Genomic DNA, 15405 nt, shown 5'->3' on the forward strand with positions numbered 1-15405 from the left:
TAATGAAACCTGAAATTTTAAAAAAGACAAAAATAGTATGTACAATTGGACCAGCTAGTGAAGATCCAGCAGTTCTTGAAGAACTAATCAACAATGGGATGAATGTCGCAAGACTTAACTTCTCTCACGGAACTCACGAAGAGCACTTAGCAAAGATTAAAACAATCAGAAGAATAAGAAGAAAACTAAACGTACCTGTAGCTATAATGCTAGATACAAAGGGACCAGAAATCAGAACTGGTAACTTTAAGGTTGATGAAATCTACCTTAAACCAGGAGATATCTTTACCCTAACAACAAGAGACGTTGAAGGTGACCAATCAATTGTATCAGTTTCTTATGAAGGACTACCAGAAGATGTATCAGTAGGAAGCGAAATCTATATAGATGATGGATTAGTACAATTAGAAGTAATAGAAATCAAAGACGGAACAGACGTTGTTTGTAAGGCACTAAACAATGGAATCCTTTCAGACCATAAAGGAGTTAACCTACCTGGATCAAAGACAAACCTTCCAGCCATCACTCCAAAAGACGTTGATGATATCAAATTCGGTATAGAAAATGACATTGACATCATCGCAGCATCTTTCGTTCGTAAAAAAGAAGACGTATATGATATCAGAAGGGTTCTAGAAGATCACGGTGGAGAACACATCAAGATTATTTCTAAAATCGAAAGCCAAGAAGGTGTAGACAACCTAGACGAAATCATAGAAGCAAGTGATGGAATCATGGTAGCTAGAGGAGACCTCGGTGTAGAAATTAGAACAGAGCTTATTCCACTAGTACAAAAAGAAGTCATTAGAAAATGTAATGATGCTGCAAAACCAGTTATCACAGCTACACAAATGCTTGACTCAATGATTAGAAACCCAAGACCAACCAGAGCTGAGACAACTGATGTTGCCAACGCTATTATCGATGGAACTGACTGTGTAATGCTTTCAGGAGAAACAGCTGGTGGAAAATACCCAATAGAAGCAGTTAAGACAATGAGAAACATCTGTATCACAACAGAGCTATCAGATGACTTCTATCAAAACATCTACGATGTTAAGATCCACTCAGCAAATACAACAACCAACTCAATAGCAAGATCAACCAAAAATATTGCAGAAGAGCTAAATGCCAAGGCAATAATCTCTTGTACAGCAAGTGGTAACACATCTAGAGTAATCTCTAAATTCAAACCTAAGACAAATATAATAGCTGCCACAATATCTGATAGAGTTGCTAGACAACTATCCATAGTTTGGGGAGTATATCCAATAGTAATCCAAGAAGCAACAGAAACAGATGAGTTAATCGAAAGAGCAATAGTTGGGGCACTCGCTGAAAATTACGTAGAAGAAGGAGACCTAACAGTTGTAACAGCAGGAATCCCTCTAGGAGTATCTGGAACAAGTAACCTAATCAAAGTTCACGTTATTGGAGATATCCTAACAAGCGGAACAGGAATTGGAAGCAAATCAGTATCAGGAAAAGTTGTAATAGGATCAACTAAAAAGGAACTCGAAGGAAAATTTGAAGAAGGCGACATCATAGTTGCGAAATTCACAGATTCTGATATCACTGAATATATAGAAAAAGCCTCAGCTGTAGTAACTGAAACTGGTGGACTAACAAGCCACACAGCAGTAGCCGCAGTTCACTTTGGAATCCCTGCGGTAGTAGGAGCTGTAAATGTAATCAACCTCGTAGAAGAAGGCGAAACAATTACAGTAGACCCAATAGGCGGAGTAATATACAAAGGAGAAACAAAAGTTATCTAATGATCATCAAAGATATTAAGATAATTGATATCCTACAAGACGGCAGAGGAGTTGGCAAGAAAGATTCAAAAGTATATTTTATAGAAGGCGTAACTTTTGGAGAAACTTGTGACATTGAAATAATAAAAGAAAAGAAAAATTTCATAGAAGCAAGAAAAGTCAAAACAACTTCTCAGAGTCCGTATTATACACAACCTCCATGTCCATATTATTATGAATGTGGGGGTTGTACTATTATGGATATAAATTATGATGAGCAAATTGAATTAAAGAAAAACCTAATCACAAAGGCAATCAAGAAAACTTGTGATATAGAAATAGGCGATTTAGAAATAATTACAAGCGAAAATCTGTCATACAGAAATAAAATCAGGCTACAAGTAGACAGCAAGGGAAGGCTTTCCTATAACAAAAAGTCTTCAAATGATCTAGTAGCTATCAAAGATTGTAAGCTAGCGAATAATCATATAAGAAAAAATCTAGAAAAAATCCAAAATCTAGTAACTTCTATAGTTGAAAATCTTGGCAATATAATAAGAGAAATAAGCATAAGAAGTAATAGAGCTGAAATCCTCCTAAATATCTATAGCAAAGAAGAAGAAAAGCTATATAAACATCTAAAAGAAAATTACAAGAACCTTCCATATAATATTAATATAATAAACAAAAAGAAAATAAAAACCATAGGCAAAGACCATCTCATATTCAAAGTGAAAGATAAGTCCTTTAAGGTATCAAGAGATGACTTCTACCAAGTAAATGATTATCAAATAGAAAACTTATATGAAATAGCAAGAACTTACCTAGAAGATGACAAAAAGCTCCTAGACCTCTTCTGCGGATCAGGAATCTCATCAATCGCCCTAAATGATGATAATATAGTGGGAATAGAAATCAACAAAAGCGCCATCAAAGATGCTTTAGAAAATGCTCGAAGAAATAATTTAGACAACTACAAATTTATAGACAAAAATGCCAAATACATCGATCAAAGTTTCATAGAAAAAGAAAAAATACAAACAGTAACAGTAGACCCACCAAGGGCAGGCCTAGATAAAGAAATAATCAAAACCCTAGCAAATACAAAAATAAAAAACATAATCTACATCTCCTGCAACCCCCAAACCCTCGCAAGAGATATTAAAAGATTTATGGATAGAGGCTATGAAGTTAAAGAAATAAAAGCAGTGGATATGTTCCCTCAGACTATGCATGTGGAGACTATAGCGTTGATACAAAAGATGTAAATCTAGAAATCCTGCATTTCAAGCAGTTTTATAAGCATTTTGTCTTCGATAAAGATGAAGAAGGATACGTCAAAAAGACCCAAAAAAACTACATGGACGTAAGAGTAGTTTTGCAACTGGTATGAGGAGACACAAAGAAAAATATAATAAGAAAAAACCCATTTTATACTTTCTACAAGAGTAGCTTAAATAAGGCTGCTCTTTTTTTATTTTAAAGAAAGGAGGTAGTAATGAATTTTGATTATTTTTATAATAGGCAATCTGAAATGTATAACTTCATTAGGTTACCTATGGTATTAATGGAAGATGAGATTTTTGAGAGCATTTCTATAGAAGCAAAAGTTTTGTATTCATATATGCTTAATCGAATGGGTCTTTCATATAAAAATGGCTGGATAGATGAAGATGGAAAAGTCTTTATTTACTACACAATTGAAAGTATAAAAGAGCAATTTAATTGTGCGAGTGAAAAAGCAAATAAACTAATAGCTGAGCTTGATATTAAGTCAGGGATAGGACTTATTGAAAAGAAAAGACAAGGACTTGGAAAGCCTAATAGAATTTATGTTAAAGACTTTATGAGCATATTTAATAATATGGAATTAAAAAATCAAGAAGTTCGAAAAACAAAATTCCAGAAGTTCGATAATCGAAATTCAAGAGATTCGAATATCGAAAGTCAAGATTTTCGAAAATCGGAAGGTAACTATAACAATATTAATAATAATGAGTTAAGAAATAATGATTTTAGTAAAGGGCAAAAGCCTTATGGAATATATAAAAACATATTTTTGACTGATGAAGAATACAAGGACTTAACAAATGAGTTAGGAAGTAGAATTAGTGAATACATTGATAGGTTGTCGTCATATATGAAAGCAAATAATAGAGCCTATCAAGATCACAAGGCAACAATAATTAACTGGTATCTTAATGATCAGGCGAAAAGCATTAATGACAAATCAACAAGAAAAATGAATTACGATATAGGAGAGAGTTTATGAAAAGTTTAAAAGATTTTGTATTAAGAGAAAATGATATTGAAAGAAATGGACATATCTATTGTAAATCATGTGGTAAAAGAGTCGATGGAGAATTACTTGACCTTGGATTTACAAAGTTTATTCCAAGAATTAAATGTGAATGTGAAATAAAAAGAGATATGGAAAATGCAGAAAGAGAAATATTAACGAGAATATCATCGCTAAAAAGAGATTGTTTTTCATCGCCAAACCAACACCAATATACTTTTGAGAAATTCCTAAATGAAAAAGGTCAAGCTTACAAGGTTGCTTACAATTATGCTAAAAGTTTTGAACAAATGAAGGAAGACAATGTTGGACTTTTATTTTATGGAGATGTTGGCAGTGGAAAGACTTATCTTGCTTGTTCTATTGCAAATGAATTAATTGAAAGAGAACAAGTTAAAGTTAAGATTATGAATTTATCTCAGGTTATAAATCAAATACAAAAATCTGCATTTAAGGTTGATTCAAATGAAATAATAAGTAACCTCTCTAATGTTCCTTTGTTAATCTTAGATGACCTTGGAATTGAAAGGGATACATCTTATGCAAGAGAACAAGTATATAACATTATAAACTCAAGATACTTAAAGGGTAGGCCGACAATTTTTACTACAAACTTATCATTGGAAATTATTCAAAATCCTAATATTGAACTTGAGTATCAGAGGATATATTCAAGAATACTTGAAATGACAATACCAGTTAAAGTTACGGGAGAAGATTTTAGAAGAAAAATCCATCAAGAGAAGTTAAGAAAATACAAAGAGTTACTTTTATATGGAGGTGGAATAGATGATTAATGAAGAAGTATCAAGGTCAAGTCTTAATCTTGAAGTAAGACTGGCAAAAGCAACAAGTAAAGCAATTCTTGATGCCTTAAAGAAAGTACACAAGCAAATAGAAGAACAAGGAGGCTTGAAAAATGTAATAAAAAATAACGGAGAAGAAGTAAAACTAAAGGATATGGTTAAAAAGGGACAGTTAGAAGAAATTAATCTAAAAGATCCTGAGTTAAAAGAACTAAAGAAAATTTTAAACAAACACGGAGTGAAGTTTTCTGTTATGAAAGATAAGGAAACTGGTAACCACTCTGTGTTTTTTCAATCTAAGGATATAAAAGTTATGGAACACGCCTTTAAAAAAGCAGTTAAGGCTTCTGAAAGAAAGGCCGATAGAAAAGATTCAATAACGAAGACTATAAATAAGTTTAAAGATATGGCTAAGGACACCATTAGTAAAGATAAAGTTAAAAATAAACATAAGGAGCAAAGCTTATGATAAGTAATTTAAAAACATTTGAAAATAAGAATTTTGGGAAACTCACTGTTATAGAAAAAGACGGTGAGTTTTTCTTTATAGCAAATGAAGTAGCAACTATGTTAGGTTATGTCAATCCGAGGAAAGCTGTTTATGACCATGTAGATGAAGAAGATAAGGGTGTAACGAAATGGAACACCCCTGGAGGAATACAGAATATTTCAATAATTAATGAGTCAGGATTGTATTCACTTATCCTCTCATCAAAACTACCACAAGCAAAAGTATTCAAAGCTTGGGTAACTAGAGAAGTCTTACCAAGTATTAGAAAAAATGGAGGATATATAGTAGGGCAAGAAAAGAAAACTAATGAAGAGTTACTTGCAGATGCAATTCTTGTAGCCAATAGAATTATTGCCGAAAGAGAAGAAGAAATTGAAGTATTAAGACCAAAGGCAGACTATTATGACAAATTAGTAGATTATAACCTACTTACAAACTTTAGAAATACTGCCAAAGAGTTAGGAATACCACAAAACCAATTTATAAATTTTCTAATGGATAAGGGATTAATTTACAGAGATAAGAAAAAGAAACTATTACCTTATGCAGATAAGAACAAGGGATATTTTGAAGTGAAAGAATGGGTTGATCCACTAGGTACACTTGTAGGAATACAAACATTTATAACACCAAAGGGAAGACACTTCCTACTAATTTTATTAGATAGTGAAGGTTACTACGATGAATAAGATATTGGAAGCTATTCTTTCTGATATTAAAAACTTAATTAAAATAGACAACCCAAAGAAATTTATATTAGCAAACATTCCTTATCTATCATTCTTCTATATTGGCAATATTTTTTCTAAGCACATCAATTCTTATGTAGGAGGAGATATTATTGATAGAATAATGGTTGGAATTTCTGATATAGGAACTTTATCTTATGTACCAAGCCTTAATCCAAGGGACTTGTTATTGGGTATTTCAGTTGCTGGTCTTGTTAAGCTAATAGTTTATAGTAAAGGTAAAAATAAAAAGAAATACAGGCAAGGTAAAGAATATGGATCTGCAAGATGGGGAGAAAGTAAGGATATTGCTCCATACATTGACCCTAAGTTTGAAAACAATGTTCTTATAACTAATACTGAAAGACTTACAATGAACTCAAGACCTAAAAACCCTAAATATGCTAGAAATAAAAATGTATTAGTAATAGGAGGTTCTGGATCAGGTAAAACGAGATTTTATGTAAAGCCAAATCTAATGCAAATGCATTCTTCTTATGTAGTAACAGACCCTAAAGGTACACTTGTGTTAGAGTGTGGAAAAATGCTTTATGAAAATGGATATGACATAAAAATTTTAAATACAATAAACTTTAAAAAATCTATGAAATACAATCCCTTTGCTTATCTTCGATCAGAAAAAGATATTTTAAAGCTTGTTCAAACCATAATTGCTAATACCAAGGGAGATGGAGAAAAGGCAGGAGAAGATTTCTGGGTAAAGGCTGAGAAGTTATATTACACTGCTCTTATCGGTTATATCTATTATGAAGCACCAGAAGAAGAAAAGAACTTTAAGACACTTTTAGATATGATTGACGCAAGTGAAGTTAGAGAAGATGACGAAACCTATATGAACCCAATTGATAGGCTCTTTGAAGCTCTTGAAAAGAAAGACCCAAGTCATTTTGCAGTTAAGCAATATAAGAAATATAAGCTTGCAGCAGGAAAAACTGCCAAGTCAATTTTAATATCTTGTGGAGCAAGACTTGCACCTTTTGATATAAGAGAGCTTAGAGAACTAATGAGCGAAGATGAATTAGAACTCGATAAAATTGGAGATAGAAAAACTGCTTTATTCGTAATAATATCAGATACTGACGATACCTTTAACTTTGTAGTTTCAATAATGTATTCTCAACTATTTAATTTATTATGTGACAAGGCAGATGATGTGTATGGTGGAAGACTTCCAGTTCATGTAAGGTGTCTACTTGATGAGTTTGCAAATATAGGCTTAATTCCTAAATTTGAAAAACTAATAGCGACAATTCGATCAAGAGAAATATCAGCAAGTATAATACTGCAAGCACAATCTCAATTAAAAGCAATCTATAAAGACCATGCAGATACAATAGTTGGTAACTGCGACTCAACACTCTTTCTAGGAGGAAAAGAAAAAACAACAGTAAAAGAATTATCAGAAACCTTAGGAAAAGAAACCATAGACCTATATAACACATCAGAAACAAGATCCAACCAAAAATCTTTTGGATTAAATTATCAAAAGACTGGTAAGGAACTTATGAGCCAAGATGAAATAACTGTAATGGATGGTGGTAAGTGTATTTATCAGTTAAGAGGAGTAAGACCTTTTTTATCTGATAAATTTGATATTACAAAGCATAAGAATTATAAGTTGTTGGAAGATTATGATAAGAAAAACTTGTTTGATGTAGAGGAGTATTTAACAAATAGAGATAAGGTAAAGTTAAAATCAAGTTATAAAATAAATAGGTTAAACATTTGATTTTATGGAGAAAGCAAAATGTGTGAAAATAGAAAATCATATTTAATTATATTAAATATAAATGGGGAGCAGTTTATTTTAGAAAGTGATACAGAACTCACTATGGATAAGAAAAATTATATTGAAGCAATATGTGAGACAATGTACGATGAAAGTAATGAATGGTATGAAGATATATACGATATGTCCCCATATGATATAGCTGAGCTATTTGAAAAAACAGTAAAAGACGAAGTAGGAATAACTGTTACATTTAAAGCGATAGACCTTGAAGTATCGATTTTAGAAGACTAGAAATAATGTGTTAATAGGCGATAGAAATTAAAAACTCTAAAGGGAAATATCATCAAGCATAATGCTGCAAGCACAATCTCAATAAAAAGCAATTTATAAAGACCATGCAGATACAATGGTCGGTAACTGTAATTCTACAATCTTTCTAGTAGGAAAAGAAAAAACAGTAGTAAAAGAATTATCAGAAACCTTAGACCTATATAACAAATCGGAAATAAGATCAAATCAAAAATCTTTTGGTTTTAATTAACAAAAAACTGGCAATGAACTTATGAGTCAAGATGAAATAACTGTAATGGATGGTGGTAAGTGCATATACCAACTAAGAGGAGTAAGACATTTTCTATCTAATAAATTTGATATTACAAATCATAAGAACTATAAATTATTAGAAGAATATGATAAGAAGAATTTATTTGATGTTGAAGAGTTTTCAAATAAAAGGGATAAGGTAAAAATAAATACAAACAGTTTGATTACAAGAATATAATTAAATATGAGATTACAAATATTTTTGATATAATCTTTATATGTTTATTCATGGAATTTAAAATATTATATCTTATGAAAGCAAATCTGGATAAAAAAGACCTAAGAGAAGATTGATTCTGTTAAAATCTATGGTAATAAATATATAATAGGAGGATTACGAATATGAGTATTAGTATAGCTGATTTAATTAGTAATTTGAGAGAAAATGATTTGGAATTTAATTTATTTTTTTCACGTAAATTAAGAAATGGTAACTATGTTAGTTTTTCCCCAAATATAGATGCACAAATTTTCGATGATTTATTAAATTTGATAATTGATTACATCGAAACTTTTTCTGAAAAAGAGATAGTTGAATACAATCCGACGGGATATAAAGATGGTACTATAGAAACTTGTGAAACATCTTATATCAATCACTATAATAGCATTATTGAAAGTTTTAATAATAGTGACCATGTAGAGACAGAAATAGATCCAGATAATTATAATTTCTATACATTTGAGATTAAAAAAGAAGATGATAGTTTCCCTAATATAAAAATATTCAGGAGAGTAACTAAATTTAAAAAACTTCATTCCAAGGGAATCATTGCAAGATTTAATGGAAATACATTAAATAAAATAGAAAGTAAATTGATAGGAATAGATGGCGAAGTAGACTTTATAGTTATAGACGATAATATAATAATATTATCTCATTACTCTTTGGAAAGAATATTTAACTTAGATGAACAGTTTAGAGATACTGCATCAGATTTTTTATCCCAAGAAGGTTTAAGTGATGGAATAGTTAATTTTGAAAGTTTTTATGAAGATTGTTTAAATGATGGCCGCTATAGAAAAACTTTAACCAAGATGACTAGTGAAAATATAAATGTATCTAAGACATATGATAATTATGAAAATATAAAGGAAACCATTGAAATGTTTAATTTAGACATAAACTACAATGAGGAACCTTATTTTACAATAGTTTATGAGGAAAAAAATCAAATTATGGATATATTGAGGATATTAAGAGATTCGTATTACTTAAGTATTATTAATAAACAAAAGGGAGTAGATGATAAATAAAGGAGTGTTCTTTAATGAATAGAAAGGTGGATAAATTTTATAATAATTTAGTAAGAACAATTATGTTTATTTCCTCATATTTTCCGCTTTATATTATGATTACAATTCTTTATTACAAAAAAATTATTGAGGGATTTAAGAATATGAATATTTTTTCGATTGTTATTACCTTAATATTAGTTTTATTGATTATTGTATCAATGCTAAGCATTATACTACTGAAATTAGGAAAAGGAAATAAGGAGAAATTAATCGAAAATTTAGAAAGACCGGACGATACTGTTCTTAGTTACATTATGACATATATAATCCCTCTTGTAACAAATGGAGATAACACAACAGAGGTGTATTTAGCTAATATTTTTTTGTTTATCTTAATTGGGTATATCTATCTAAGATTGAATTTGATATATTTAAATCCTTTATGGGCTATGTTTGGTTATATGATTTATAGAGATTCAAATAGGGAGGTAATTATTACAAACATATCAAGAGAGAAATTAAGACATATTAAGAGATTAAAGGGATATTATTTAAGTAATTATGTATTCATTGCTCATAAAAAAGATAATTTAAACTACTAGATAATTAGTTAAAGGCGATAGAAATTAAAAACTCTATCGTCTTTTTTTATATTCAAAATTAGGAGGCTAAAATGGTAAGGATAAGAAGTCCCACTTAAAACAATTTAATATATAAGAAATTTAGCGATTGAAATATAAGTTCAGTCGCTTTTTTAATTGAAATTTATAGATTAAGACCAGCTATCAAATGTCAAGAGAAAATAAAAAATAATTAATCTTGTAATTTGTGGCACACCAAACAAGCCTAAAAATTAGGCTTGGAAAAATTAAATAACAATTGAATAACAACTAAATATTAGGTATGTAAGCTTTGTTATCCCTCAAAACAGCAAAAATAATGTTAGTAAGTTTTCTAGCAACTGCACCAATAGCTGTACCATGAGCTTTACCTCTTTGTCTAAGTTTTTGATAATACACAGACAAAGCAGGATCCTTAAAAGCAGCAACACTAGCAGCAAGCCAAATAGCACGTCTAAGATAAGGAGAACCACGTTTAGAAATCTTAGTATCGGTAGCATTAAAATTGCCAGATTGCTTAACAGCAACATCTAAACCAGCATAAGCAACCAACTGATTAGCTCTCTCAAATCGTGAAATATCACCAATTTCTGAGAAAATAGCAGCACCTAAGACATCACCAATACCGGTGATAGAAGTAATAACAGGGCATAAAGAATTAATCATAGAAGAAATTTCATCTTCAATATCAGCTATCTGATCTTCAAGAAAAGAAATTTGAGCAATAATCTGTTTGATTTGAAAAGAAAAAGACTTCAAAGCAAACTTAACACCAAAAGAATTAGAAGCCTTCTCTTGAATTTCTTTAGCCTTATCAATACCAAAGCGACCCTTACTACACTTAGACAAAAGCTTAGCAAGCTCATCAGCAGGAATAGAAATCATATCCTCAGGCAAAGGATACTTACTCAAAAGCTCTTTAGAAGTAACACCATAAATATTAGAAAAAAGCGAAGAATACTCAGGGAAAACCTGATCTAAAATAGCAACAAGCTTTCTTTTCCAATCAGAAGCTTCATCAACAAGAGCAAACCTGAACCTAGAAAGATTTCTTAAAGCAAAAGTATCCTCATCAGAAAAATGAGAAACAGAAAACTCACCAAACCTAAGAATTTGAGCAATAACAAAAGAATCCACAGAATCATTCTTAGTCTGTCTAATATACATCTTTCTAAAAGCATCAGATTGAATAGGGTTAATAACAATACAAGAAAAACCTAAATCAATAAGGAAAGAATAAAGAGACAGCCAATAATGACCTGTAGCTTCCATACCAATAATACAATTGTTAGAATCAATCGAAAAAGAGGAAATAAATTTCTGAAACTTCTCTAACCCCCTAATAGAATTAGAAAAAGAAAAAGACTCAGAAACAAGTTTCCCATTAGAATCAATTATTGAGGCTTCGTGGTTAGATTTTGCAATATCAACACCAATGTAAAACATAAAATCACCTAGCTTTAATATAAATTTAGATAGAGAAAGAACCCTCAAGAACTTTACGCCAATCAAACCTCGTTAGACATACAGCAACGAAATGTGCTATCCAGCTCATACTGATAAAGACGTAAAGAAGAGGCGTAACCCTTAATCGGGAAGACAAGCTTCAAGGAGGATCGCTACGACCTCTATCTATACAATTATTATCCCACAAGAAAGTGGGATTGAGAATAAAATGTAGTATTTATTACTACAACTATAATATACGAGGAGAAGAAATTAATGGATAGAGAAATGGTAAATATTAATGCAAATTTAGTTAATGAAGCTGAATTTTCAGAATTTGAAAAAGATGGAGAAAATGTTCAAGTAGCAAATTTTGCTCTTGTTAAAAAATATGGAAAGGGCAAAGAATATACAAATTGCTCAGTATATGGAGAAAAGGTAGAAATTGTAAAAGAATTTGAAAAAGGAGATCTAATCCATGTCTTTGGATATTTCAAAGAAAACAAAAAAGGAGATAAGGTCTACAAGAATTTTATAGTTAAATCACTAAACAAAATAGAAAATAAGAAAGAAAACGAGGAGGAATAATATGGAATTTTTTACAGCTGGAGTTGGAGTTTTAAAGACACTTGTAACTGCAATTGGTGCAGGTTTAGGAGCATGGGGAGTTATTAACTTGATGGAAGGTTATGGTAATGATAACCCTGGTGCTAAATCTCAAGGTATTAAGCAATTTATGGCAAAATAAGGACGGAATAACACAACAAATTCTCTAAAACAAATCACTAAATCAATGTAAGATTGAATGAAATCAATATTTATGCTATAATTAAATAAATCTAATACAGAGAAAAAGAGGGATATTATGGCACTTAACTATAAACCATTATGGATACAGTTAGCAAAAAAAGGATTAAAGAAAACAGATGTAATAGCTATGGCAGGACTAACAACAAATGTTATGGCACAAATGGGTAAGGATAAACCAATTACATTTAAGAATTTAGAAAAAATATGTAATGCATTAGATTGCACTCCTAATGATATCATTAGTTTTGAAGATAATTTTAGTGACGAGGAATAGTAAATGACTTTAAGTACAGAAGACCAAGTTAGGGATTATGCAAAAGAAATATTAGGCTTTGATGAAATTGAAGAAAACATCAATCAAGGTACTGGACAAATAACCACTTTTAATCAATTAGGCTTTAAGGAATATTCAGATAAGCCAGATGGTTGGTATTTGCCTAAAAATATGAATGATGTAGCAATAATCCTTGAAACAAAATCAGAAGAAAGAGATATTAGCAAACAAATTTTTATTGATGAGCTAATAAAAAATATAGACATAATTTCAAGCAAATATAAAAAGACAATTGGGATTTTGTACAATGGCAAAGAAATCGCTATATATAAAAATAAGGAACTCATAAGAGTAGCTAATAAACTTCAACATATGCAATAATATATTGATTTGTTTAAAGAAAATTATATAGATAAAAACAAAATTTTCACTCTAACAAAAAGAATAAATGGTATGGATAAAATAAATGGTACAATTTAAAATCGAACATATAGGAACGCTTTGAAACGCTCACAGAGCAGGTGAAACAGGCATAGGGTATCACGGAACAGATAAAGATGGAAAACGCCTTAGAATGGACTGGACGAATGAATAACATACGAGCGTGTGCATGAGAGATTCTAGAAGTAGAAATGATCTTTGCGTAAATACAGAAAAGTAGCAGAGCTTAAAACTCTGTTGCTTTTTTAGTTTTACCTCTTGACAAATAGTACGGTTATGGACTATACTGATTTAGTACGGATATAGACTAAATGTGAGGAGGATATTATGATAAAAAATATTCAATTTATGGAACAACTAAATCAATACTATACAACATGGCAGGAATGGAACTGTATGTATTAAGAATGGGCAAAGGCAAATGGATTATCTGCCAACAGTCTGTTAGTGCTTTCTGCGATTTATGATAGTAAGGAAGAATGCACACAGAAAAAAATCAGTCAAAGATGGTTGGTTCCCAAGCAGACAGTGAACATGATTTTGAAAGATTTTGAAAAACAGGGCTTGGTCGAATTGTCTCCTATGCGGACAGACAAAAGGCGCAAGACAATCTGCTTTACACCAAAGGGAAAAGAATATGCAAAAACCATTTTGTCTAAACTTCGAAAAGTGGAAATGAATGCAATTGATGAGATGGGGATAGAACGTATGAAGCGATTTAATGAAGATGCCGCCTTGTTTGTAAAGCTACTCGGAAAAGCAGAGGGAAAAAATAATGAAATATAAGCATGACATTAGAATTTTTTTTCAATATGTAATTCCCTCCGTATTATCTTTTGCATTATCTGGAGTATATGCGATTGTTGATGGTTTTTTTGTCGGAAACAGTATGGGAGATATAGGCGTTTCCGCTATAAACATAGCATATCCCCTTGTGGCAGTCATTCAATCTCTGGGAACGGGAATTGGAATGGGAGGAGCAATTTATTATTCAATCAGCAGAGCCGAAAAAAAGGAGGCACGAGCAAAAGCGTTTACTGCGGGAGCTGTGTGGCTGTTAATTGTTACAAGTGTTTTTGTAACAATCACATTTTTCTTTTTGAGCAGTTTCCTTTTAAGGCTGTTAGGAGCAGGAAATCAGCTTCTTTCTTTGGGAGAGGACTATATTTCTATTATTGCGTTAGGCGCAGGTTTACAGATTATAGGAACTGGTTTAGTTCCGTTCATCCGTAATCACGGCGGCTCGTCTTATGCAATGTTTTCTATGATTGCAGGGTTTGTGACAAACATAATTTTAGATTATCTGTTCGTATGGGTATTAGGGCAAGGTCTTTCGGGTGCAGCATGGGCTACGGTTATCGGACAGGGTGTTACCATGTTGTCAGCACTTGTCTATTTGTTGTGGAAAAAACAGTTTACGCTGAAGATTGCATTTGGAGATATAGGTAAAGTATCATTATCCATTATAAAGGTTGGGATTGCTCCTTTTGGACTTGCTATGACACCCAACTTATCCATGATTATTATTAATCGTTTTTCCGTATTCTATGGGGGAGAGCAAGCAATTGCAACCTATGCTTCTATTGGCTACGTTATGAGTATTATTTATCTGATTTTACAGAGAGTTGGAGATGGCAGCCAGCCGATTATGAGCAAATATTACGGCGAAAAGGCGTTTGATAGACTGAAAAACATAATGAGATTAGCAAATGGATCTGGGATACTCCTTTCTGTAATAGGCTGTGTGATTATGTATGTGGCAAGAGCAGATATTGGCTTATTATTCGGCACATCAAATGAAGTGAATGCAGAAATCCAAAAAACCATACCCATATTTTTAATTTCTGTACCATTTGTTTCTATTAACCGTATTACAACTGCAAGTTTTTATGCAACAGAAAAAAGTATATTTTCTTATATTTTGTCTTTTGTAGAGCCGATATTTATGCTAATTCTAATGCTTATTTTACCGACTTTATTCGGCGGTCAGATAATGATTTGGTGGAGTACAGTGTTCGCACGAATTTTATCTGCCATTTTGGCATTGATATTAAAACAACATGCCGATGAAAAAGAAATTTTAGTATCAGCAAATAATGAATATTGATAAAAAGTGAGAGG

At 31.4% G+C, this 15405-nt stretch carries 16 protein-coding genes and 2 pseudogenes; 17 read left to right on the forward strand and 1 reads right to left on the reverse strand.

The features are described 5' to 3' along the window. Positions 1 to 2: 2 nt before the first annotated feature. From pyk to C7D97_RS00775, 11 genes and pseudogenes are all read left to right on the forward strand, one after another. Positions 3 to 1775, forward strand: a complete 1773-nt coding sequence (pyk, locus tag C7D97_RS00725; RefSeq protein ID WP_105300301.1) for a pyruvate kinase — start codon at positions 3 to 5, stop codon at positions 1773 to 1775. Beyond that, entirely contained in the window at positions 1775 to 3022 is a 1248-nt protein-coding gene (gene rlmD, locus C7D97_RS00730) for a 23S rRNA (uracil(1939)-C(5))-methyltransferase RlmD (protein WP_105300302.1), read from the forward strand. The genes pyk and rlmD overlap by 1 nt, the downstream gene beginning before the upstream one ends. A gap of 230 nt (positions 3023 to 3252) precedes the next feature. Further along, positions 3253 to 4026: a replication initiator protein A gene (locus C7D97_RS00735; RefSeq protein WP_105300303.1), complete on the forward strand. Its 774-nt coding sequence runs from the start codon at positions 3253 to 3255 to the stop codon at positions 4024 to 4026. Then, a complete protein-coding gene (locus C7D97_RS00740; protein ID WP_023058859.1) occupies positions 4023 to 4850 on the forward strand; it encodes an ATP-binding protein in 828 nt (275 codons plus the stop codon). Before C7D97_RS00735 ends, C7D97_RS00740 begins: the two co-directional genes overlap by 4 nt. Next, positions 4843 to 5328: a PcfB family protein gene (locus tag C7D97_RS00745; protein WP_000606600.1), complete on the forward strand. Its 486-nt coding sequence runs from the start codon at positions 4843 to 4845 to the stop codon at positions 5326 to 5328. Before C7D97_RS00740 ends, C7D97_RS00745 begins: the two co-directional genes overlap by 8 nt. Then, a complete protein-coding gene (locus C7D97_RS00750; RefSeq protein ID WP_054253454.1) occupies positions 5325 to 6059 on the forward strand; it encodes a phage antirepressor KilAC domain-containing protein in 735 nt (244 codons plus the stop codon). The genes C7D97_RS00745 and C7D97_RS00750 overlap by 4 nt, the downstream gene beginning before the upstream one ends. Further along, positions 6052 to 7848 carry a VirD4-like conjugal transfer protein, CD1115 family gene (locus C7D97_RS00755; protein WP_054253453.1) on the forward strand — a complete coding sequence of 599 codons (1797 nt, stop codon included), beginning with the start codon at positions 6052 to 6054 and terminating at the stop codon, positions 7846 to 7848. The genes C7D97_RS00750 and C7D97_RS00755 overlap by 8 nt, the downstream gene beginning before the upstream one ends. 18 nt (positions 7849 to 7866) lie before the next feature. Then, on the forward strand, positions 7867 to 8142 hold the full coding sequence (locus C7D97_RS00760) for a hypothetical protein (RefSeq protein ID WP_105300304.1): 276 nt from the start codon (positions 7867 to 7869) through the stop codon (positions 8140 to 8142). A gap of 40 nt (positions 8143 to 8182) precedes the next feature. Beyond that, positions 8183 to 8632: pseudogene (locus C7D97_RS00765) on the forward strand (TraM recognition domain-containing protein); the annotation flags it as partial. Between the two features lie 164 nt (positions 8633 to 8796). Further along, on the forward strand, positions 8797 to 9711 hold the full coding sequence (locus C7D97_RS00770; RefSeq protein ID WP_105300305.1) for a Kiwa anti-phage protein KwaB-like domain-containing protein: 915 nt from the start codon (positions 8797 to 8799) through the stop codon (positions 9709 to 9711). A 14-nt stretch (positions 9712 to 9725) separates the two neighbouring features. Beyond that, the gene (locus C7D97_RS00775; protein WP_105300306.1) at positions 9726 to 10295 is read left to right on the forward strand and encodes a hypothetical protein; all 570 of its coding nucleotides are present in this window, start codon (positions 9726 to 9728) and stop codon (positions 10293 to 10295) included. A gap of 288 nt (positions 10296 to 10583) precedes the next feature. Here C7D97_RS00775 and C7D97_RS00780 read toward each other — a convergent pair whose 3' ends face one another. Next, positions 10584 to 11759, reverse strand: a complete 1176-nt coding sequence (locus C7D97_RS00780) for an IS110 family RNA-guided transposase (RefSeq protein WP_105300307.1) — start codon at positions 11757 to 11759, stop codon at positions 10584 to 10586. Between the two features lie 276 nt (positions 11760 to 12035). On the opposite strand from C7D97_RS00780, the gene C7D97_RS00785 reads away from it, so the two are divergent. The 6 genes and pseudogenes from C7D97_RS00785 (at position 12036) to C7D97_RS00815 (ending at position 15391) form a co-directional block, all read left to right on the forward strand. Beyond that, positions 12036 to 12347 (forward strand): single-stranded DNA-binding protein, encoded by a 312-nt coding sequence (locus C7D97_RS00785; protein WP_105300308.1) that lies wholly within the window; start codon positions 12036 to 12038, stop codon positions 12345 to 12347. Position 12348: 1 nt separating this feature from the next. Beyond that, the gene (locus tag C7D97_RS00790; protein WP_004825242.1) at positions 12349 to 12507 is read left to right on the forward strand and encodes a Maff2 family mobile element protein; all 159 of its coding nucleotides are present in this window, start codon (positions 12349 to 12351) and stop codon (positions 12505 to 12507) included. A 117-nt stretch (positions 12508 to 12624) separates the two neighbouring features. Then, the gene (locus C7D97_RS00795) at positions 12625 to 12843 is read left to right on the forward strand and encodes a helix-turn-helix domain-containing protein (RefSeq protein ID WP_019133880.1); all 219 of its coding nucleotides are present in this window, start codon (positions 12625 to 12627) and stop codon (positions 12841 to 12843) included. 3 nt (positions 12844 to 12846) lie between these two features. Beyond that, positions 12847 to 13224 (forward strand): hypothetical protein, encoded by a 378-nt coding sequence (locus C7D97_RS00800; protein ID WP_020999723.1) that lies wholly within the window; start codon positions 12847 to 12849, stop codon positions 13222 to 13224. Between the two features lie 495 nt (positions 13225 to 13719). Further along, positions 13720 to 14070 (forward strand): annotated as a pseudogene (locus tag C7D97_RS00810) (MarR family transcriptional regulator); the annotation flags it as partial. After that, on the forward strand, positions 14060 to 15391 hold the full coding sequence (locus C7D97_RS00815) for an MATE family efflux transporter (protein ID WP_105300309.1): 1332 nt from the start codon (positions 14060 to 14062) through the stop codon (positions 15389 to 15391). The pseudogene C7D97_RS00810 and the gene C7D97_RS00815, both read left to right, overlap by 11 nt. Positions 15392 to 15405: the final 14 nt, after the last annotated feature.

This window comes from Anaerococcus marasmi, assembly GCF_900290195.1.
GTDB lineage: Bacteria > Bacillota > Clostridia > Tissierellales > Peptoniphilaceae > Anaerococcus > Anaerococcus marasmi.